Origin of the sequence: Macrococcus brunensis, assembly GCF_022343725.1 — a bacterium.
GTDB classification, from domain to species: domain Bacteria; phylum Bacillota; class Bacilli; order Staphylococcales; family Staphylococcaceae; genus Macrococcus; species Macrococcus brunensis.
Map to the genome: position 1 here is coordinate 1,487,007 of NZ_CP092179.1, position 21,963 is coordinate 1,508,969.

The 21,963-nt window shown below is 42.9% G+C and carries 20 protein-coding genes, 1 riboswitch and 1 other annotated feature; of the genes, 2 read left to right on the plus strand and 18 right to left on the minus strand.

Going from position 1 to position 21,963, the window contains the following annotated elements:
* Positions 1-4: 4 nt before the first annotated feature.
* The 10 genes from MGG13_RS07750 to nrdR all read right to left on the minus strand — a co-directional run bounded on the left by MGG13_RS07750 (position 5) and on the right by nrdR (position 9,288).
* Positions 5-430: a precorrin-2 dehydrogenase/sirohydrochlorin ferrochelatase family protein gene (locus tag MGG13_RS07750; RefSeq protein ID WP_133431142.1), complete on the minus strand. Its 426-nt coding sequence runs from the start codon at positions 428-430 to the stop codon at positions 5-7.
* On the minus strand, positions 411-1,118 hold the full coding sequence (locus MGG13_RS07755) for a sirohydrochlorin chelatase (protein WP_239034517.1): 708 nt from the start codon (positions 1,116-1,118) through the stop codon (positions 411-413). Before MGG13_RS07755 ends, MGG13_RS07750 begins: the two co-directional genes overlap by 20 nt.
* Before the next feature lie 153 nt (positions 1,119-1,271).
* Complete coding sequence (gene rplT, locus MGG13_RS07760; protein ID WP_133431144.1) at positions 1,272-1,631, minus strand: 50S ribosomal protein L20; 360 nt, start codon at positions 1,629-1,631, stop codon at positions 1,272-1,274.
* Between the two features lie 32 nt (positions 1,632-1,663).
* Positions 1,664-1,864: a 50S ribosomal protein L35 gene (gene rpmI, locus MGG13_RS07765; RefSeq protein WP_133431145.1), complete on the minus strand. Its 201-nt coding sequence runs from the start codon at positions 1,862-1,864 to the stop codon at positions 1,664-1,666.
* A gap of 12 nt (positions 1,865-1,876) precedes the next feature.
* A complete protein-coding gene (gene infC, locus MGG13_RS07770; protein ID WP_239034518.1) occupies positions 1,877-2,413 on the minus strand; it encodes a translation initiation factor IF-3 in 537 nt (178 codons plus the stop codon).
* A gap of 18 nt (positions 2,414-2,431) precedes the next feature.
* Positions 2,432-2,551 (minus strand) — a sequence feature (ribosomal protein L20 leader region).
* 31 nt (positions 2,552-2,582) lie between these two features.
* A complete protein-coding gene (locus MGG13_RS07775) occupies positions 2,583-4,079 on the minus strand; it encodes an amino acid permease (RefSeq protein ID WP_239034519.1) in 1,497 nt (498 codons plus the stop codon).
* Between the two features lie 62 nt (positions 4,080-4,141).
* A riboswitch (Lysine riboswitch) is annotated at positions 4,142-4,314 on the minus strand.
* Positions 4,315-4,368: 54 nt separating this feature from the next.
* Positions 4,369-6,297 carry a threonine--tRNA ligase gene (thrS, locus tag MGG13_RS07780; protein WP_133431148.1) on the minus strand — a complete coding sequence of 643 codons (1,929 nt, stop codon included), beginning with the start codon at positions 6,295-6,297 and terminating at the stop codon, positions 4,369-4,371.
* A gap of 287 nt (positions 6,298-6,584) precedes the next feature.
* Positions 6,585-7,502, minus strand: coding sequence for a primosomal protein DnaI (gene dnaI, locus MGG13_RS07785; protein WP_239034520.1), 918 nt, complete (start codon positions 7,500-7,502; stop codon positions 6,585-6,587).
* Complete coding sequence (locus MGG13_RS07790; RefSeq protein WP_133431150.1) at positions 7,499-8,815, minus strand: replicative helicase loading/DNA remodeling protein DnaB; 1,317 nt, start codon at positions 8,813-8,815, stop codon at positions 7,499-7,501. The genes dnaI and MGG13_RS07790 overlap by 4 nt, the downstream gene beginning before the upstream one ends.
* An 8-nt stretch (positions 8,816-8,823) precedes the next feature.
* Positions 8,824-9,288, minus strand: coding sequence for a transcriptional regulator NrdR (nrdR, locus tag MGG13_RS07795; RefSeq protein WP_133431151.1), 465 nt, complete (start codon positions 9,286-9,288; stop codon positions 8,824-8,826).
* Positions 9,289-9,399: 111 nt separating this feature from the next.
* Between nrdR and MGG13_RS07800 the strand changes: the two genes are divergently transcribed.
* Positions 9,400-10,062, plus strand: a complete 663-nt coding sequence (locus MGG13_RS07800) for an SGNH/GDSL hydrolase family protein (RefSeq protein ID WP_239034521.1) — start codon at positions 9,400-9,402, stop codon at positions 10,060-10,062.
* A 29-nt stretch (positions 10,063-10,091) separates the two neighbouring features.
* Here MGG13_RS07800 and MGG13_RS07805 read toward each other — a convergent pair whose 3' ends face one another.
* From MGG13_RS07805 to MGG13_RS07840, 8 genes are all read right to left on the minus strand, one after another.
* Entirely contained in the window at positions 10,092-11,102 is a 1,011-nt protein-coding gene (locus MGG13_RS07805) for a glyceraldehyde-3-phosphate dehydrogenase (protein ID WP_239034522.1), read from the minus strand.
* Between the two features lie 83 nt (positions 11,103-11,185).
* Positions 11,186-11,779: a dephospho-CoA kinase gene (gene coaE / locus MGG13_RS07810; RefSeq protein WP_239034523.1), complete on the minus strand. Its 594-nt coding sequence runs from the start codon at positions 11,777-11,779 to the stop codon at positions 11,186-11,188.
* Between the two features lie 10 nt (positions 11,780-11,789).
* A complete protein-coding gene (mutM, locus tag MGG13_RS07815; RefSeq protein WP_133431155.1) occupies positions 11,790-12,662 on the minus strand; it encodes a bifunctional DNA-formamidopyrimidine glycosylase/DNA-(apurinic or apyrimidinic site) lyase in 873 nt (290 codons plus the stop codon).
* Between the two features lie 9 nt (positions 12,663-12,671).
* Positions 12,672-15,272 carry a DNA polymerase I gene (gene polA, locus MGG13_RS07820; RefSeq protein ID WP_239034524.1) on the minus strand — a complete coding sequence of 867 codons (2,601 nt, stop codon included), beginning with the start codon at positions 15,270-15,272 and terminating at the stop codon, positions 12,672-12,674.
* 72 nt (positions 15,273-15,344) lie between these two features.
* Positions 15,345-17,003: a two-component system histidine kinase PnpS gene (pnpS, locus tag MGG13_RS07825; RefSeq protein WP_239034525.1), complete on the minus strand. Its 1,659-nt coding sequence runs from the start codon at positions 17,001-17,003 to the stop codon at positions 15,345-15,347.
* A gap of 41 nt (positions 17,004-17,044) precedes the next feature.
* Positions 17,045-17,755, minus strand: a complete 711-nt coding sequence (locus MGG13_RS07830) for a response regulator transcription factor (RefSeq protein ID WP_133431158.1) — start codon at positions 17,753-17,755, stop codon at positions 17,045-17,047.
* Between the two features lie 162 nt (positions 17,756-17,917).
* Entirely contained in the window at positions 17,918-19,183 is a 1,266-nt protein-coding gene (gene icd / locus MGG13_RS07835; RefSeq protein WP_239035700.1) for an NADP-dependent isocitrate dehydrogenase, read from the minus strand.
* Positions 19,184-19,200: 17 nt separating this feature from the next.
* Positions 19,201-20,322, minus strand: coding sequence for a citrate synthase (locus tag MGG13_RS07840; RefSeq protein ID WP_239034526.1), 1,122 nt, complete (start codon positions 20,320-20,322; stop codon positions 19,201-19,203).
* Positions 20,323-20,559: 237 nt separating this feature from the next.
* On the opposite strand from MGG13_RS07840, the gene MGG13_RS07845 reads away from it, so the two are divergent.
* On the plus strand, positions 20,560-21,939 hold the full coding sequence (locus MGG13_RS07845; RefSeq protein ID WP_239034527.1) for an amino acid permease: 1,380 nt from the start codon (positions 20,560-20,562) through the stop codon (positions 21,937-21,939).
* Positions 21,940-21,963 lie beyond the last annotated feature (24 nt).

Genomic DNA, 21,963 nt, shown 5'->3' on the forward strand with positions numbered 1-21,963 from the left:
TCCTTTATGAGTTAAAAAATAGTTTAAGACGTTCTTTTAGTTTCTTACTGGTCTCAGGACTTTTACCGTCTGTTGAAATCATGATGCGCGCGTCGTCTGTTCTAAAGCTGGCCATATTAAAAAAATTGGAGTTCTTTTTATTCGTACAGTCGTTGACGAGCTGATGCGGTTTAATCTGCTTCATGACACGGGCATTCACTTCTGCGTCATCAGTCGCAATAAAAATCATATCGAAATGTGATAGATCATGATGGAAAGGTTCTTTAATACAAGTAATGGTCTCACCATTAATTGTTTCCAGGATTTCAGGTGCGATAACGGTGATGCTGGCGCCTGTCTCTTTCAGTCCATTCACCTTACGTGCGGCGATTCTGCCTCCACCGACAATCACGATTTTCTTATCTGTTAAATCAAGCATGACGGGATACATCGAGTGCCTCCAGTTTATTCAGTGCTGCTTCGACCATTGATTCATCCAGGTCAAGCGTGTCAGTGAAATGAATAGTCTTTCCTTCCTCTATAAAAGGCTGACTCAGTCGCTTAATCTTGCGAACGAGATGCCCATCGAAAAGGAAATAAGGCATAATGGTGATTTCCTGTGCCTCTGTTTCTGCAAGCTGATTCTCAAAACTGAGTGCACCGTAGAGCATTGCAGCCTGCAGACGCTGTTCCGTCTGTTCTTGCATATTATGTACAACCTGTTCAAGCATGCGGTCAGGTTCTGCAAAACGCTTGTTGCCATGCGCTGTAATGAGGATGAGTCCCTCTGCATCTTCTATTCTCTTTAAGGCAACCTGCCAGACACTTACTTCATCACCAAAGCAGTCTGCAATATGGTAAGTCGCCCGACCGTTCAGGACTGAGTCAAGTTGCTCAGGTATATCTTCCTGAGCATGCATAGCAGGGAAAAGCAGCATCGGCATGACTAAAAAGTCAGTGACACCTTCTGCCAGCATTTCACCTGCTACAAGCGGCACATTTTCATCGTCTTTTTCAAGGAATGCGAGTCGCTGAATACTTTCAGGACGATTTTTGATAATTTTATCTACAAAAGCTCTGAACTTTTCATTTTTATCCGGCATTTTCGAGCCATGCGCAATATAAATAATTCCCTTCATTCTATTCCCCCTCGAATACACTTTTATTTTATCGTATCCATGTCATGATTTATAGCTATTAATGTGACTTTGTTCACAAATAGGGAATTCCCTTATAGAGAAAAATTGCAACAAAAAAACTCCAGTATCTCTAAAGATACTGGAGTTAAGTGATTATTTATTTAATGCTTTTTTAGCTGCTTCAACTAATTCGCCGAAAGCTTTGTCGTCAGAGATTGCAACTTCTGATAACATTTTACGGTTGATGTCGATACCAGCTAATTTAAGACCGTTCATTAAACGGCTGTAGCTGATGTCGTGCATACGTGCAGCCGCGTTGATACGTGCGATCCATAATTGACGGAAGTCACGTTTTTTCTGACGACGGTCACGGTATGCGTAGTTTCCTGATTTCATTACTTGTTGTTTAGCTACTCTGTATAATGTGCTTTTTGAACCGAAGTAACCTTTTGCTAATTTAATGGTTCTTTTACGGCGAGCGCGTGTCACCGTTCCACCTTTAACTCGTGGCATGATAATTCCTCCTTAAATAAATCCTGATTTTATTATTTTACGTAAGTCAACATTTGAGCAACACGTTTTTGGTCGCCTTTAGAGACTAATGACGCTTTACGAAGACCGCGTTTTTGTTTAGTTGATTTGTTTGCGAATAAGTGAGAAGTGTAAGCTCTTGAACGTTTTAATTTACCTGAACCAGTTCTTTTTACACGTTTCGCTGCTCCGCGGTGAGTTTTCATTTTAGGCATTTCGTTATCCTCCTAGTTTTGTTTTTTGTCGACGATTGGCGCAAGCATTAAGAACATTGAGCGACCATCCATCTTAGGCTTTTGTTCTACTGTGGCGATATCTTTACACTCATCAGCAAATTTCTCAAGCACTCGCTGACCGAATTCTTTATGCGTGATCGCACGTCCACGGAAACGAATCGATACTTTGACCTTATCCTCTTTTTCAAGGAATTTACGAGCATTTTTCAGCTTCGTATTAAAGTCATGTTCTTCAATCGTTGGACTCAATCTGATTTCTTTAACTACAACGACTTTCTGCTTTTTGCGTGCTTCTTTGTCTTTCTTCTGCTGCTCGAACTTGAATTTACCGTAGTCCATGATTTTAGCAACTGGCGGTTTCGCGTTAGGCGCAACAAGAACAACATCCAGATTCACACGTTCAGCGATTTCAATGGCTTCAAATTTAGATTTAACACCTAACTGAGCACCATCATGTCCGATGAGTCGTAATTCTCTCGCACGAATTTTGTCATTGATTTGCGTTTGATCTTTAGCTATGATTGACACCTCCAAATAAAATTTACTAGACGAACAAAAAAGCGGGCGCAAAGCGCCCGCTAAAAATAGACATGGTATCCATGTATATACCCGGTCACTGCTCGTGGCGTTCTGCGGGTGAGAAGCGGGAGGCTTCTACTTGTCCGTTTCGTATTCAACAGATTTAATAATAACAGGATTATTTGACAGTGTCAACATCTATTTTTTCATATTCACTCATATCATGAGCTTGTGATAAGTCCACTTGTTCAAGCGGAATTTTTCTCGTTTTATATTTTAATTTGTGATAGAGATAGAAAGCCAGGAAAATCGGAATACCCATGTATGTGATCAGGAAACCGTTCAGCTCAAACTCACCACGTAGAATCAAGTCTGTATCCTGTCCGATGATAACGAACAGACAGAGGACAAAGGCGAAGATCGGACCGAATGGGAACCACATCGCTTTATACTTCAGTACGGATAAATCTTTGTTCTGACGATAAAACGCACGTCTGAAGCGATAATGGCTAATCGCGATACCCAGCCAGGCAATAAAGCCGGTTAAACCACTTGCCGCAACGATATATTCATAGGCCCCGCTTGCCACACGTTCTACAAGGAAGATGATGACAACAACGACGAATGTCGCCAGTAAACTCGGAATCGGTACACCTTTCTCGTTAGTTTCAGAGAACTTGCGTGATGCAAGACCATCTTTACCCATTGCGTACAGCATACGAGTAGATGCATACATACCAGAGTTACCTGCTGACAGAATAGAACTCAGAATAACTGCATTCATAAATGATGCTGCAAAAGCCAGTCCTGCATTTTCAAATACGAGTGTAAACGGTGATTTGGAGATGCTGTCCCCACCCATTAAGTTCGGGTTTGTATAAGGGATGATGAGTCCGATAACGAATATAGATAAAATGTAGAAAATCAAGATACGCCAGAAAACCTGTTTAATGGCTCTAGGAATTGTTTTCTCCGGTTCTTCTGACTCACCTGCTGTAATACCGACAAGCTCTGTCCCCTGGAAGCTAAAGCCCGCTACTAAGAATACACCGAGGATGGTCAGGAACGAGCCTGACAGACTACCACCAAGAAACGGTGCTTCACCTGTTGTGAAGTTTTTAAGACCAATATATTCCCCGCCTAAAATACCGAATATCGTCAGTACACCGATGATTAAGAAAAGGACGACTGTGACGACTTTAACAAGCGCAAACCAGTATTCACTTTCTCCGTATACTTTAACGCTCAGTGTGTTAAGCAGGAAAATCAGCGCAAGAAAGACGAGACTCCAGCCCCACCCCGGCAGAAAATCAAATATCGCCCAGTACTTGATGACGCTGGCTGCAATACTGACGTCTGCTGCAACGGTAATAACCCAGTTGAACCAGTAGTTCCAGCCAAGCGCAAAGCCAAGAGACGGATCCACGAACCGGGTCGCATAAGTTGAGAATGAACCTGAAATCGGCAAGTATGTCGCCATCTCACCGAGACTGGTCATCAGGAAAAACACCATGATACCGATAATTAAGAAACCAAGCAGTGCACCACCAGGACCTGCATCACGGATAGCACCACCTGAAGTCATGAACAGACCTGTACCGATACAGCCCCCGATCGCGATCATCGAAATATGGCGCGGTTTCAGTAATCTTTGTACTTCATTGTTATTACTCATTTTGACACTCCATTCTTCACACAAAAAAAGGTGCACATCTATAGATGCGCACCTTTATCTATTGTATCAGTAGCGCATCACAAATGTGACAGTCTGATATATATTCTATATCAGCCCAGCAGCAGACGGTTATCAGACGTCTGCCACTTCGGCGATGTTGCCTTTCATCCTGCTTCAGCTACGTGATACCGTATCAGCAAGGCTACTCTTCTTCATCGCGACCTCTACCTCTTATTGAGGAATATTTTATTTCTTTATACTATAACGTATTAAAGTAAGTCCTGCAAGCCTATTTTTTGAGACGGATTTCATCGACAAGTTTCCAGATGAAATCATCGCGGTCGATTGTTTCTGAATCCTGGCTGCCGTATTGACGGACATTGACTTCATTATTCTCAACTTCTTTGTCACCCACAACGATTTGGTATGGGACTTTATGCATCTGAGCTTCACGGATTTTATAGCCCATTTTCTCTTCGCGGTCATCGATATGACAGCGAACACCTTGAGATTTCAGCTCATCATAAAGTGCACGTGCATAGTCATAATGGACTTCGTTAGATACCGGAATGATTTCCAGCTGGTTTGGCGCAAGCCATGTTGGATAAGCCCCTTTGTATTCTTCTGTCAGGAAGGCTACGAAACGTTCCATCGTTGAAATGACACCGCGGTGAATTACGACCGGACGATGTTCCTGACCATCGCTGCCGATGTATGTTAAATCAAATTTCTGTGGTAACAGGAAGTCGAGCTGTACAGTCGATAAAGTCTCTTCTTTACCTAATGCTGTCTTCACCTGAACATCCAGTTTAGGACCATAGAATGCCGCTTCGCCTGGTGCTTCCTCGTAGTCAAGACCCATTTCGTCTACTGCTTCTTTCAGCATCGCCTGTGCTTTTTCCCACATTTCATCGTCCTGGAAGTATTTCTCTGTATCTTCCGGGTCACGATATGACAGACGGAAGCTGTAATCGTTTAAGTTGAAATCTTTGTAGACGTCAATCACAAGCTGTACAACACGCTTGAACTCATCTTTGATCTGATCAGGACGAACGAAGATATGCGCATCATTTAAAGTCATGCCGCGGACACGCTGTAAGCCTGATACAGCGCCACTTGCTTCGTAGCGGTGCATTGTACCGAGTTCGGCAATACGGATAGGCAGCTCACGATAGCTGTGCGGTTTGTTTTTATAGATCATCATATGGTGAGGACAGTTCATCGGACGAAGAACGAACGCTTCATTGTCCATTTCCATGACCGGGAACATATCTTCCTGATAGTGATCCCAGTGACCAGATGTTTTGTATAGGTCAACAGAACCCATCACCGGTGTATAGACGTGGTCATAACCGAGCGCGACTTCTTTATCGACGATATAACGTTCTAATTCACGACGGATAGTTGCACCGTTCGGCAGCCAGAGCGGCAGACCTGCTCCGATTAACGGGCTAGTTGTGAAGATATCGAGCTCTTTACCGATTTTACGGTGGTCACGTTCTTTACGCTCTTCCAGCATTTCTAAGTGTGCTTTCAGATCTTTCTTATCGAAGAACGCTGTACCGTAGATACGCTGCAGCATTTTGTTGTCAGAATCACCACGCCAGTAAGCACCTGCTACAGATAACAGCTTGAATTCCTTGATTTTAGCTGTTGAAGGCACGTGTACACCTCGACATAAGTCAGTGAACTCACCTTGTGAATAAAGTGTCACGTTCTCATCTTCCGGAATCGCGTCAATCAGTTCCTGTTTGTAAGGATCGTCTTTAAAGACTTCTTTTGCTTCGTTACGTGAAACGACACGGCGTTCAATCGCAATGTTTTCGTTGACGATCTGTTTCATGACTTTTTCGATATTCTCAAAGTCTTCAGCAGAGATTTTCTCCGGCATATCGAAATCGTAGTAGAATCCTTCTTCAATCACAGGACCTACACCGAAATGAACGTCGCCGTAAATACGTTTAAGTGCCTGTGCCATTAAATGAGCTGTTGAATGACGAAGGACCTCGATTCCTTCCGGTGAGTCCGATGTGATGATCTCGATATCACCATCTGTTTCAAGAGCAGTCGTTAAGTCGACCATCTGACCGTTAAACTTACCAGCCAGTGCTTTCTTCTTCAGACCCGGGCTGATAGAAGCTGCAATCTCTTCAGTTGTGATGCCACTCTCAAAACTTTTTTCATTACCATCTGGAAACTTGATCTTAATTTCACTCATTCTAAACACTCCTTTTATTTTTTAAACACAAAAAGACCCCATCCCACAAGGGACGGAGTCATTCCGCGGTACCACCCTAATCACCATAAAGGCAACTCTGCATAAGATAACGGTCTTGAGCCGGACATGGATTAGATGTCGATTAAAAAAGGGAGTAAAACAACATGTCATCCATCAGGCTCACACCTACCCTGACTCGCTATATGATGAGAAATGCGTTTCATATCCTTTTATCATTGTTTGAATTGTTTGACTATAATGCTATTATACACCTTGCCGCAAATTTATCAAGAGCGACGATAATTTTTTCCGTTAAGCGGATAAGCTTCTGTCAGCGCATCAATTCGTTCCATCATCCGGTAAGCTTTTGTCTTCTCTTCGCCCACCTTCGTCTTCTGGAAATGATATCTCAGTTCCTCTTTGTTGAAGTTGGATGAGAAGAAAGTCGGTAGCTGGTTCATCATGCGGTAATGTAAGAGGGGTCCCAGCACTTCATCTCTGACCCACGTCGTCATATCTTCAGCGCCGATATCATCCAGCATTAAGACAGGACTTTTTTTGACGCGGTCCAGTTTTTCCGCATAAGTCTGATCATTGAAGCCATTTTTCAGTTCACGGATAAATTCCGGCACATAGAAAATGGTCGTATAAATATGGCGCTCCTTAAGCTGATTGGCTATCGCACCTAGAATGTATGATTTGCCTGTACCAAAGCTGCCGTAAATATAAAGACCCTTCGTCGGTCTGCCTGCAGCGATATCGTTACAGATTTCCATTGCCCGTTTAACGATATTAAGACGGTCCGTCCCCTCTAAATCAATCGAATTGATTTTGGCATTCAATGTTTCATACGGCACATGCATAGCAGTGACATACTGTTTCATCAGCTGCTCTTCGTCATGCACTTTTTTATTCGGACAAGGCGTGTAGCTGATCTTTATGCGGTTATCTTCTATATATAGATGCGGGGTATGCCCTTTGACGAAGTTGATGCACTGGCCGTAACTGGCGCAGCGGTCACAGAGCTTAGACTGGTCTTTATATTCCTGCAGAACAGTCAGATCTTTGTCAATCATGTCATCTGTCACGGCATGTGCTTCTAAGAACGGCTTGATTTCAGGATGCTGCACGGTCTCTTTTTTGACCTGCTCAATCCGCGCCATAATAGCGGGGTTATTCTTTACAAATGCACTGAACGGTTTCATGATTCACCCTCCTTCCAGAAGTTCTTCAGTTCTTCTTCTAGTTTTCGTTTTTCTTCTGCTAAATCTGTCACTGCTTCAGCGGTTTTAGGCTGTTCCTGATTGTTCAGCCATTCCGGTGTTTTTTCGTAGGATGCTTTTTCACGCTGAACTGTTTTTCTCGTTTTTTTCTTCTCTTCTACTTTCATCGCATGATTGTAGGCTTCCTCGCTGGAAGAGAGTTTGAGTTTCTTCCAGTTAGATGCTATCTCTTCTATATAGCTCTGCGGCAGTTTCATCTCACTGGTCAAAAGTACATACTGCAGCAGAATATTCATGACCCCAAAAGGCAGTTTCTCCCGCTCCAGAATACTTTCAACCATCCGCTTCTGTTTGACAGTCGGCTCTGACTGACTGAAACTTGCGAGCATCTCAATCGGACTCGTCGTGTCGAGCATCTCAAACCAGTTCTTATCACTCTTAGGCGCAGCTTCAGCTTCAGCAGAAATAGTCAGCGCCGGCAGATTACCTTCGTGTTCAAACTGATAGAAGTCCCGTGCATTACGTCTTAAGTCTTCATGCGATATCGTCTGGTTGGAGGTCAATGACTTCAGGATAATTCGTCTCATATCTGTCGGTGCAATGTCATAGAGTAACGACAGCTGGGCGATCAGTTCCCGGACATCTCTCGTCAGCTGCTCTTTTGTGATCATGTTCTGCGCGAGGAGCATCTCGAGCATCTCAAAATCAAACGTCTGCTGATGAACAGGGATGCCGAGCGACTCTCTCGTCTTAATCAGATGATCGTTACCCGCGTAAATTGACGCCGGTGGTGATTTCGGTGTGCCGTATATATCGATATAGTTCTTGCTGATTTCCTGATAACTTGAAACATCAAAACGTTCTGTGCAGAAATGACGTTTCAGCTGATTGAAACGCTCTTTGCCGACCGTCTGAAATAAATAGACAGACAACATGGGATCATTGAAAAACTGGTCCGGCATTACTGGACTGATCAGCTTATAGACAAAATGCTGTGCTTCATCCGTCACTTTCATAAATGATTTCATCAGACCGATGCCTTCTAAACGAAACCGCAGCTGCTCAAAATGGCTGAGATTCATCTTCAGTTCGTTCATAACGATATAGTGAGTGACCTCGTCAGAGACCTGGCTTTTCTCCAGAAACTGACTTAAATACTGATAGACCGCTATACTTTCGAGACCAATCAAAGGAATATACAGACGTTTTAATATCTCATCTGTCAGACTGGTTTCGACATAATTGGTCGTGACGACAAAACGGTCGGCCGGCCGTAACCCTGAAAAATATTGCATGTGTACACCTACTTCTTATTCTTATCGCTTAAAATCCCCTGCATCGTCGACAAGAGCTGATCGATATCTTTGAACTCCTTATAAACCGAGGCAAAGCGCACGTAAGACACCTGATCCAGCGTCATCAGCTGCTCCATGACGCGTTCACCGATATCAACTGATGATATTTCAGTCTTACTGCCCTCACGCAGCTGATATTCAACATCGTTTGCAATTTTCTCTAAGTCATCATATGCGACCGGTCTTTTCTCGCATGCACGTACCAGACCGTGCAATATTTTATCGCGGTTGAACGCCTGGCGCGTACCGTCTTTTTTAACGACGATAAGCGGAGACAGTTCTATACGCTCAAACGTCGTAAAACGAGTGCCGCACTGTTCGCACTCTCTTCTCCTTCTGATGGCATTCAGATCATCTGCATGACGTGAATCGATGACTTTAGACTGATTGTAACCGCATTTCAGACATTTCATATGATCGCCCCTTTAGTTAGTATCACTTCATTATACATGAATCAAGTCTTCATAAAAACTGTTATTGATTTTACTGACAGGGTATAATGACCACAAACGGAGGCGAAAAAGATGATTGAATTAGAAGAATTTGAAGAAGGCAATCCAGTCAACAAAGAACGGGAGAAATTCAACCGTAGAAATGAAGCCATTCTTTATCATGAAGATCCAGTCGGTGCTGTCTTTATCGGTGATTCCATCACCGCCTACTGGGATATCGACAGTTACTTCAGACATACTGAAGGCAAACGTCTAATCAACCGCGGGGTCAGCGATGACTATTCCATGTACTGCAGAAGACGCTTCGAAGCTGACGCACTGCAGCTTAATCCGGAACTCATCATATTGTCAGTAGGCGTCAATAATACGAAAGAAGCGTCTGACTCTGAGAAAGCAGCTGACATCATCCAACAGGTCGTGTCAGATATCCGGGCGATGGTCGAAGAGAGTAAGAACAGGGGCATTAACATTGTGATTCCTTCAGTCACTTCCATCAACCGTCCCCACACGGATCTTCAAGGTATCAGACAGGACGCTATTATAGAGATCAATCGCCGGCTAATAGAGTTCGCGACCGAGGAAAACATTCACTTTCTGAATTATTATGACGTTATGACCATAGATGACAAGCTGAATCCAGAACTGACGATAGATGGTCTTCACCCTCATGTCAAAGGCTACGATAAAATGGCGGAAGTTCTGACTAAACAGATTAAGAGTATAAAACTGCAATAAAAAAAGCTGGCATACGCCAGCTTTCTTTATTATTTCGCTAATTTTTGTCCCATTAAGACAGCAAGTTCTACAACACGAGTTGAGTAGCCCCACTCATTGTCATACCAAGAAAGGACTTTCACTTTATTGCCGTCCATGACGATTGTTGATAAGCCATCAACAACAGATGACATTGGGTTTGTGTTGAAGTCAACACTTACTAATGGTTCGAAAGTGATGTCAAGAATGCCTTTTAAAGAACCTTCTGCCGCTTCTTTAAACGCGTTGTTGACGTCTTCTACTGTTACGTCTTGTTTAAGGTCAACGACTAAGTCAACTAATGATACGTTTGTTGTCGGTACACGCAGTGCCATACCGTGTAATTTACCTTTTAATTCCGGTAAGACAAGCGCTAAAGCTTTTGCTGCACCTGTTGAAGTCGGGATGATGCTTTGTGCACAAGCACGCGCACGACGTAAGTCTTTGTGCGGGTTATCAAGGTTTTTCTGGTCATTTGTATAAGCGTGAACAGTTGTCATTAAACCGTTCTCAATACCGAATTTTTCGTTCAGGACTTTCGCTACAGGTGCCAGACAGTTCGTCGTACAAGATGCGTTTGAGATGACATCATAAGTTTCAACATCTAATCCTTCGCAGTTTACGCCGCGTACGATTGTCTGAACATCCCCTTTACCAGGTGCTGTTAACAGAACTTTTTTAGCGCCCGCTTTTAAGTGAGCAGATGCTTTCTCTGCATCGTTGAATTTACCTGTTGCTTCGATGACGATATCAATGTTCAGATCTTTCCAAGGTAATAATTCCGGATTACGTTCAGCTACAAGTTTGATTTCTTTACCGCCGACGCGAAGGCCGTTTTCAATCGGTTCTACTTCAAGCTCATACTTACCGTGAGTTGTATCGTATTTAATCAGATGCGCTAATGTTTCCGGCGGATAACTTGCATTGATTGCTACAACCTCTAACTCATCGTTCAGTGCTGCTGCACGGAATACCATTCTACCAATTCTTCCTAAACCATTAATTGCTACTCTAGTCGTCATGTCATTTCTCCTTATTGTGCTATACTTTTATGTCAATAGTATAACACAATGAATCTAATATGGAAGCGGTTGCTAGCAACTTTTTAGTGAGATTTGTAATATTCTGCGACAATTTCATTGATGCGTCTTTCCAGATCTAAGAGCGTGCCATTATTATCGATGACGACATCTGCTCTTTCCTTCTTATCTTCAATGGACAGCTGAGACGCAATGCGTGCAAGTGCCGCTTCCTTGTCCAGGTCATTACGCTTCATCAGTCGTTCAAGTTGTACTTCCTTTGTCACGTAGACGACCCAGACTGCATCAACCGTCTCTTCCAGTTTATTCTCATAAAGCAAAGGAATATCCATAATGACCGGTTTCCCGGCAGCAAGTGCTGACTGTTTCTCTTCTTCCATAATGTCTCTGACAATAGGATGAATAATCCCGTTCAAAGCCAGACGCTTCTCTTCATCATGAAAAATCTGCTGCCCGATATAGCTGCGGTTCATCTCACCGTCTTTAATTGCTTCAGGTCCGAATACGGTTTCTACCTGCCTTAAACCTTCTGATCCTTTAGCGACTGCCTGGCGTGCTGCAATATCTGCATCAACGATCACAAATCCATGTGCCGCGAGTAATCTTGATACTGTTGATTTCCCGCTTGCGATACCACCTGTTAAGCCTATAACTGACATACTTTATCTCCTATTTCTGACAATGCGTGCAGTAGTGGGTGTTGCGTCCGGCAATGACTGCCTTCTCTACTTCACGACCACATGTCCCGCACGTCTGTCTGCCATATATTTTGAACCGGGTCTGCATCTGGCCACTTTCGCCTTCAACGTTACGATAGCTCGATATAGACGAGCCGCCGTAACGAATTCCTTCTTCAAGACTTGCTACTAGCGCCTTAAAAAGTCTGCGCTGTTCATCTTCCGTCATGTCTTTCACCAGTCGATGAGGATTAATAGCTGCTGTATGCAGACCTTCACACGCATAGATATTGCCGCAGCCACTGATCACACTGTGATTCATGACCGCTTCCTTGATTTTCTTCTGCTGCCACTTCTTCTGCTTGAGCTGTCTGATGAAATAATCTTCAGACCCTTCTTCAAAAGGTTCGGGTGCAATCGCCATAATCTGAGCGGCATCTTCTAAGTGTTTGGCTAATCGCATCTCACCGAATCGCCTGATATCACTGTAGATCAGCTTTTTCCCTGACTGCAGTTCAAGTTCCACATGCCAGTGATTGATATAGTTTGGAATGCCGATATCGTCGATTGTATCGACCACGAAATAGGCCCCGGACATGCCGAGATGACTGATGATAAACTGTTCTCCAAATTCATTTTCAAGCGTAAAAATCAGATATTTACTTCTTCTGTCTATCGACTTAAATCTACTGCCGATGACTCGTTCTCTGAAAGATTCTAGATCGATTCCCTTTATAATTGTTTCCTTACCGGCTTCTTTGCCGATATGAACTTTGTCAGAAAAGGTCACACCGGTGATCACTTCACCGGTGACCTTGGGTTCAAGACCTCTTTTGACATGTTCGACTTCTGGTAATTCAGGCATAACTTCCTCCTACTTCGCTTCATACCACGACTGACCGTAATTAGATTCCACTAATAACGGCACGTTCAGTTCTAGTGCGTGCTCCATGATATCTTTCACAAACAAGCTGAACGCTTCTATCTCTTCTTCTGGTACTTCAAAGATCAGCTCATCGTGTACCTGCAGTAACAACTCTGCTTTAAAATCAGTGTTCTTCACTTCTCTCGCGTAATTCACCATCGCAAGCTTAATAATATCAGCAGCACTACCTTGAATCGGCGTGTTCATGGCTGTACGTTCTGCAAAGCCACGCGCATTAAAATTACGTGCATTGATGTCCGGAATATAACGGCGGCGATTGAGCAGTGTTGAGACATAGCCATCTCGTTTTGCTTCTAAAATAATATCGTCCATATATTGCTTAACATTCGGGAAGCTCGTTAAGTAATCATCGATAAAGCGGGCAGCAGCCGGACGTGAAATACCGAGTGACTGGCTGAGGCCATAATCACTGATACCGTAGACGATACCGAAGTTGACCGCTTTCGCCTGACGTCTCATATCCGCATCGACCTCGTCCTTTTCTACATCAAATACTTCCATCGCTGTCTTCGTATGAATATCGATACCATGATTAAAGGCTTCCATCATACTCTTATCTTCTGTGATATGAGCGAGGACACGCAGTTCAATCTGTGAATAGTCCGCTGCAAAGATCACCCAGCCTGGTTTCGAAGCAGTAAACGCTTTTCTGATTTTGCGCCCTTCTTCTAAGCGGATTGGAATGTTCTGCAGATTCGGTTCGACTGAAGAGAGACGGCCTGTCTGTGCGAGCACCTGATTGAAGCGTGTATGAATCTTGCCATCTTCAGCAATCATTTTCTGCAGTCCTTCGACATAAGTCGACTGCAGCTTTGCGAGCTGTCTGTAGTCCAAGATGGCCGGAATAATGTCGTGCTTGGTTCTTAAACCTTCTAAGACATCAACCGCTGTTGAATAACCCGTCTTCGTCTTTTTAGCAGCCGGCAGACCAAGCTCTTCAAATAAAATGACACCCAGCTGTTTCGGCGAGTTAATATTGAATTCGTGGCCGGCGAGTTCATAAATACGATTCATCAGCTCATCGATACGTGCTTTCAGTTCACCCTGCATGTCGATCAGTGCCTGTCTGTCTACTGTAATACCACGATACTCCATTTCCGCTAAGACAAGTGATAACGGCAGCTCCAGTTCATCATGCAGCTTCAGCTGTTCATTATTCTCGAGCTCTTTTTTCATGATATCGGTCAGCTGATGTATGGTCATCGCCTGTCTGCCGAAATAATCAAAGAGTGTCTCCCTATCTGGAATTGCCATTTTAGCGCCTTTACCGAAGATCTGTTCATTATTCGGCATGACCATTCCGTGCAGCGTGGCCGTCTCTGCAACGTCAACGATAGTCTTCGATGGATCAAGCAGATAGCTTGCCAGCATAACATCAAAATGAATATTCTGCACATTGACACCTAAACGCTTCAAAAGTACAGCCGTCTTCTTCGCATCGAAGACATTCTTCTGGTCAGGACCTTCCAGGTATGCTATGAGCGCATCCGGCAGTTCATCAGATGATGTCACAAAAATCTTCTCGCCATCTGTCACAGCAATCGGCAGAATTTCGTTGACTAAGTAATTATCTTTGAAGCAGTCGATAAATAGTGACGTAGCCCCTGTAAGATCAATAGCATCAAACTGGTCTGTCAGTTCAAGCGCCTTCTGTTCGATGACAGGTGCTGTATCCATCTGGTCAAGCATCTGTTTGAATTCGAGTTCCTTGAAAATCTCGATTTTGTCGTCATTGCTTTCTGCGGACAATTTGACATCTTCCAGATGAATTTCTATCGGTGCATGGACTTCTATCGTCGCAAGCTGCTTACTCATCAGTGCATCTGCCTGATAAGTCGTTAAGTTCTCATGCAGCTTCTTGCCTTTAATCTCATCTAAGTGGCTGATCACTTCTTCTACTGTGCCGTATTCAAGCAGCAGTTTGACTGCAGTTTTCTCACCGATGCCCGGTACACCCGGAATATTATCTGATTTATCGCCCATCAGACCTTTTAAGTCGATGATTTTATCAGGACCAAAACCATACTGTGCATGGACAAATTCAGGTGTATAGTGATCGATATCTGTAACACCCTTTTTAGTGTAATAGACAGATACAGAGTCGTTGACAAGCTGTGTCAAGTCACGGTCACCCGTGATAATAATCGTCTGCATCTTCTTTTCAGTCGCTTCACGAGCCAGCGTGCCGATGATGTCATCCGCTTCATAATTTTCAAGCTCATAGTGTTTGATGTGATAGGCATCGACCAGCTTTCTGATCAGCGGGAACTGTTCACTTAGTTCCGGCGGTGTCTTCTGACGTCCACCTTTGTAGTCGCCATATGTAGAGTGACGGAAAGTCGTCTTCCCTGCATCGAATGCCACTAAGAAGTGAGTCGGTGCCTCATCTTTAAGTATTTTTTCAAGCAGTAAAGTAAATCCGTATACCGCATTCGTATGAATACCCGCGCGGTTACTTAAGAGCGGCAGTGCATAGAAAGCACGAAATGCCAGGCTGTTACCGTCTATTAAAATCAATTTTTCAGTCATAAAGAACCTCCATCAGGTTGATACTCTTATTTTACCACAGCACAGAAAAAGCCACGCACTCACGTGCATGGCTTAACTTTTTTTAAGATATACTCTGAAAGTGGAACCTTTACCCAGTTCACTTTCAACTTCTATCACACCGTCAAATGCCTCTACGATATGCTTGACGATGGCCAGACCCAGTCCCGTACCGCCACTGTCTCTGCTTCTCGCTTTATCCACTCTATAAAAACGCTCAAAAATTCGCGTCTGCTCTTCTGCTGCAATACCCATTCCTTCATCAACAACTTCCAGGATGCCCTGCCTGCCATCTTTAACAATGACTTTGATCCGTGAACCTTCCGGTGAATAGTTGATGGCGTTTGACAGCAGGTTAATGATGACTTGTTTCAGTTTGCTGGCTTCTGCCATCACAATGACGTCATGGTCAATCATCGCTTCAATCGTTATATTCTTCTTAGTAGCAAGTGGTTCAACGACTTCAATACAGCGGAGCGCCTTATTGCTCATATTGACCGCATCGAGCATGATATGACTACTCTGCTCTATTTTAGAGAGTTCCAGCAGTTCACTGACAAGCCCCTGAATTCGGTTGGACTCTTTTAGAATGATATCCAGGAACATGTCCAGTGTATCGGGATCATTTTTTGCGCCGTCGAGCAGCGTTTCAGAGAATCCTTTTATAGAAGTGATAGGAGTCTTCAGTTCATGAGAGACATTGGCTACAAAGTCTTTTCGCATCTGTTCCAGTGACTTCAGCTTCGTGATATCATGCAGAACGACAACGACACCTTCCAGTTTGCGGCGACGTCTTGATAATACCGGCACAACAGCCGCATCGAAATACTTGCGGTAGACGGTCATCTGAATATCTATCGTCTGATTGATCGGCTTCTCAGATATGATAGCTTCTTTGATCATCTGTTTAACTGACGCGAAATGAATCACTTCTTCAAAATGTCCGGAAAGTATCTGCTGACCTTTATTAAAGGTTTCATTGTAGTTATCATTGACGATAACAACCTGTCCCTTCTTATCGATCATCAAAATAGCAGAAGGGATGTTTTCAAGGGTCGTCTCCAGCCTGTTACGCTGCAGTTTCTGCTCATTGTTCAATGTCTGGAGTGTCCGTGCGAGTCGATTAGTACTGATGTAAAGTTCTTTCGTTTCAGTGACACTGCTTTCCGGCACACGGACTTTATAATTACCTTCTGTCAGTAATCTCGATGCATAGGTCACTTCTCTGATCGGTGCTATATAAGTCCGGTTGATGTATCTCGCTATAAAGAAGATGACCGGAATTGCAGTTGCCAGTGTCAGAAACATGTACTGCCAGATGGTTTTTGTCAGACTTTCCAGATTGGTCAATCTGTCTATAAGAAAAATGGTATAGCCTTCTTTTCTATAGATCAGCATGGCATCGCTGCTATCACCTTGAAAACGGTAAAAATCAGAAGCCCCGCTGTTGATCCATGGCGCCATCACTTTTTCAATCTGTTCATCATCTATTGTGTCGCTTTTAAAAAGCGTCTTTTCACCTTTTTGTATCCAGACTTTTTTGAGCGATACTTTATCATAGTCTCTGATTTTCTGGAGATACTGGTCTTCATTTTTTAAGACTTCTATTAATCGCTCAGCCTGGCGTTCTAATTCTGCTTCCTTCGTTTTACTGATTTGTTCGCCTAAAATATTGGACAGGAAAAAGCCGATCAGCAGAAAACTTAAAATCATCAAGGCAACGAGCGAGGTAAAAAGTCGGTTTGTGAAACTTCTCATATTGAACGAGGGTTCTCCAGCTTATAGCCGAGTCCACGTACGGTCTTAATATATTGCGGCTGTTTCGGATTCTCTTCAATCTTCTCTCTTAAATGACTGATATGTACATCGACAATTCGCGAGTCACCCGCAAACTCATAGTTCCAGACAGAATTCAGCATATGTTCACGTGTGATAACGCGTCCCTGCCGTTCAATCAGATAAATCAATAGTTCAAATTCTTTAGGTGTCAGATCTAATAACTCATTGTTTCGGTAAGCTTCAAAATGTTCAGGCAAGATTTTCAGTTTACCGATATTGATTTCTTTGCTTTGTCTGATATCCATCTGCTGTTCATTGACAACCGTACGTCTTAATATCGCTTTAACACGCGCCACGACTTCTCTTGGAGAAAAGGGTTTCGTCATATAGTCGTCGGCACCCAGTTCAAGCCCGAGCACTTTATCAAATTCATCATCTTTTGCTGTCAGCATCAGAATCGGAATCTGATTCTTTTCGTTACGAATGGACTTACAGACTTCTACGCCGTCCATTTTAGGCAGCATCAAATCAAGCACCAGTAAATCCGGTCGTTCTGTAAAAACTTTCTCGAGTCCTTCTTCTCCGTCAAAAGCAGTTTCCACTTCGAATCCTGCTTGCTGTAAATTATATTTCAACAGTGTCACGATTGATTGCTCATCGTCAACAACTAGTATTTTCTGTGCCATTCACTACCTCCAGATGATATGTCTCTTATATTATATATGAAGTCGATTTATTAAGGCTATATTTAATCAATAAACTTCAACTGCTGGTAATAAAATTTACAAAATATTTATATTTCAGATATACCCATAAAAAATAAGCCGCTGTTACACGGCTTACTTGATTTACATATTTTTAACCAGTTCATCAGCAAAATCTGAACATTTCACTTCTGTCGCACCGTCCATTAAACGGGCAAAGTCATATGTGACCACTTTTGATGCAATGGTTTTTTCCATTGATTTAGTAATCAGTTCGCCCGCTTCTTTCCAGCCGAGGTGATCCAGCATCAGCACACCACTTAGGATGACTGATGACGGATTAACTTTATCAAGACCTGCATACTTCGGCGCCGTACCGTGAGTCGCTTCAAAGATTGCATGACCTGTCTCATAGTTGATATTAGCACCCGGTGCAATACCGATACCGCCTACTTGAGCAGCGAGTGCATCCGAGATGTAATCACCGTTTAAGTTCATAGTTGCAACAACATCAAATTCAGCGGGACGTGTCAGAATCTGCTGCAGGAAGATATCTGCAATTGAATCTTTAATCAGTAATTTGCCGCTGTTTACTGCTTCTTCCTGTGCTTTTTCTGCTGCTTCTTTACCTTCTGATTCAACCAGTTTATCGTACTGTGCCCAAGTGAAGACTTTGTCGCCAAATTCACGTTCAGCTAAATCATAACCCCACTGTTTAAATGCACCTTCTGTGAACTTCATGATGTTCCCTTTATGAACCAGTGTCAGAGACTTACGTCCTTGGTCTAATGCATAATTGATGGCAGCACGGACTAAACGCTCAGTTCCTTCTTTAGAGACCGGTTTGATACCGATACCTGATGTTTCCGGGAAACGGATGTTTTTAGCGCCCATTTCATTCTGCAGGAAGTCAATGACTTTCTTGACATCATCTGATCCTTCTTTATATTCGATTCCTGCATAGATGTCTTCTGTATTCTCACGGAAGATGACCATATCTGTATCTTCCGGACGTTTAACTGGAGAAGGTACCCCTTCAAAGTAACGGACAGGACGCAGACAGACGAATAAATCAAGTTCTTGACGTAATGCGACGTTCAGTGAGCGAATACCTCCACCGATCGGCGTTGTCAGAGGTCCTTTAATCGCGATTAAATATTCATCAATTGTATCAAGTGTTTTCTGCGGCAGCCACTCACCTGTCGTATCGAATGCTTTTTGACCCGCCAGGACTTCTTTCCATTCAATTTTCTTTTCACCGTTATAGGCTTTTTCTACAGCTGCATCAAGCACACGGCTTGCTGCATACCAGATATCCGGGCCTGTGCCATCACCAATAATGAATGGGACAACAGGATTGTTCGGTACATTTAATGTTCCGTTAGAATTCGTAATTTTTTCAGCCATGATAATCCTCCTATAATTGATTATTTTCGTTCAGATACAGGGACATATTTACGTCCAACTTCACCGATATACTCTGCACGAGGGCGGATGATGCGGTTATTTTCGTACTGCTCAAGAATATGCGCTAACCAGCCGGAGACTCGTGATACTGCGAAGATCGGTGTAAATAAATCATGTTCAATGCCCATTGAGTGGTAAACCGTTGCTGAATAGAAGTCAACGTTTGGCAGTAAGCCTTTTTTCTCTTCCAGTATTTCAGCGATGCGAACAGACATATCGTATAATTCTTTCTGCCCTGTCTCATCTGTAATACGACGTGACATCTCTTTCAAGTACTTCGCACGCGGATCGCCTTCTTTGTAGACACGATGACCGAAGCCCATGATTTTTTCTTTATTATCAATTTTTTTCTGAATATAAGATTCCACATTTTCCATAGATCCGATTTCACTGAGCATTTTCATGACCTGCTCATTGGCACCGCCGTGAAGAGGTCCTTTTAAAGCGCCGGCTGCTGCTGTCACGCCTGAGTACATATCTGTTAAAGTCGAAACGCAGACACGTGCAGTAAATGTAGATGCGTTCAGTTCATGATCCGCATGAAGAATAAGTGCTTTATTAAATGCCTCTTCCTGCACGTCTGTCGGTACTTCACCGAACAGCATATAAAGGAAGTTCGCTGCATAGCTCAGCTCTTCTTTAGGTTTCAGTGGCTCTTTACCTTGACGGACACGCGCAAATGCTGCAACCAGTGATGCCACTTTCGCCTGAATACGAGTCGCTTTATTGAAATGTGCTTCATCATTGAACTCTTCAGCACGCGGATCAAAGTGTGCCAGATAACTAAGTGATGTTCTTAATCCTGTCATCGGATGAACATGATCTGCTGCATAATCTTCAAAGTGTTCATAGATGCGTGGATTTAACTCCATATTTTCAAGTAACTGTGCTTTGAATTCTTCCAACTCTTGCTCGTTTGGTAATCTGAAGTGCCATAATAAAAAGATAACTTCTTCAAACTTAGCATTTTCAGTCAGATCATCGATATCATAACCTGCATATGTTAACTGCTGTCCAACGATAGAACTTACTTTCGTCTCAGTAGCAAGGACGCCTTCTAAACCTCTGATTACATCTGCCATATTATAGTCCCCTTTACATCTTATATTCGTACTCTTTCGAAATTACTTTACATGATTATTATACAGAAACCAGTCAGATATGTGAACGTTTTCAATACTTTGGTATTCTTTATCGTTATCAATAAGTTTTACTTATGAAATCGCATCCAAAATTTTCTTGCAATTTAGAATATTTCGTTATATGCTTTTGGAGATTAAAATGTTATACCAAATCAATATCAGAAAAGGGGAAAATTTATGGAACAGAATCATCACTTTGACGATAATAATTTACAACGGACGTTGACGAATCGTCATATTCAGCTGATTGCGATTGGGGGCGCAATCGGTACCGGTTTATTTCTTGGAGCCGGGAAATCCATTCACTTTGCAGGTCCATCAATTTTACTGACTTACGCAATTTTAGGTGTTATCTTCTTCTTGTTCATGAGACTGCTAGGAGAGTTATTACTTTCTAACCTGAACTATCATTCATTTACAGACATCACTAAAGATTACTTAGGTGAATTTGCAGGTTATATGACAGGCTGGACTTACTGGTTCTGCTGGATTGTTACAGGGATGGCCGAAGTAACAGCTGTTGCACAGTTTATCAACTTCTGGTGGCCGGACTTTCCGACCTGGTTATCGGCACTGATCACCATTCTTTTCTTAATGACTTTAAACTTATTAACAGCTAAATTATTCGGTGAACTTGAATTCTGGTTCGCTATCATTAAAGTTATTACCATCATCGCGCTGATTTTAGTCGGTATTTTCTTAATCATCATTCAGTTTAAAACACCATTCGGTCATGCATCACTTACTCACTTATGGAGTCACGGCGGCTGGTTCCCGAACGGAATCAACGGCTTCCTGCTCAGCTTCCAGATGGCAGTCTTCAGTTTTGTCGGAATTGAGTTAATCGGTGTAACAGCCGGTGAAGCGCAGGATCCAGAAAAAACGTTACCAAAAGCAATCAACAATGTGCCGATTCGTATCATCTTATTCTACGTGGGTGCTTTAACCATTATCATGAGTATCACGCCTTGGGATCAGATCAATCCAGAACTCAGCCCATTCGTTGAGCTCTTCAAAATGATTGGTATTGTCTTTGCAGCAAGTTTAATTAACTTCGTTGTTATCACATCTGCTTCTTCATCTTGTAACAGTGGTATCTTCTCAAACAGCCGTATGTTATACGGCTTAAGTAAACACTACGCAAAAGGAACAGGTTTCTTTGAAAAGACAAACAAAACAGGCGTTCCTGCCAATGCAGTTATTTTCTCTAGTGCATTACTTTTAATCTCTGTATTACTGAACTACATGATTCCGAATGCTTCACAAGTATTCACACTCGTGACAACACTCGCAACTGTATTCTTCATTGTTGTGTGGTCACTGATCACGATTTCTTATATGGTCTATCTAAAGAGACGCCCAGACTTACATCAGGCTTCTAAGTTCAAGACACCTGGTGGTATGGCGACTGCCGTCGTACTGTTAGCTTTCTTCATCTTCATGTTTGCGCTGCTCTTCATGGCGCCTGACACAAGAATCGGCGTTGCGCTTACACCACTCTGGTTCGTACTGATCTTCCTGATGTATCGTTTTGATATGAAAGGTAAAAAAGCTTAAAAAAAGAAGCTCATCCGAGGGATG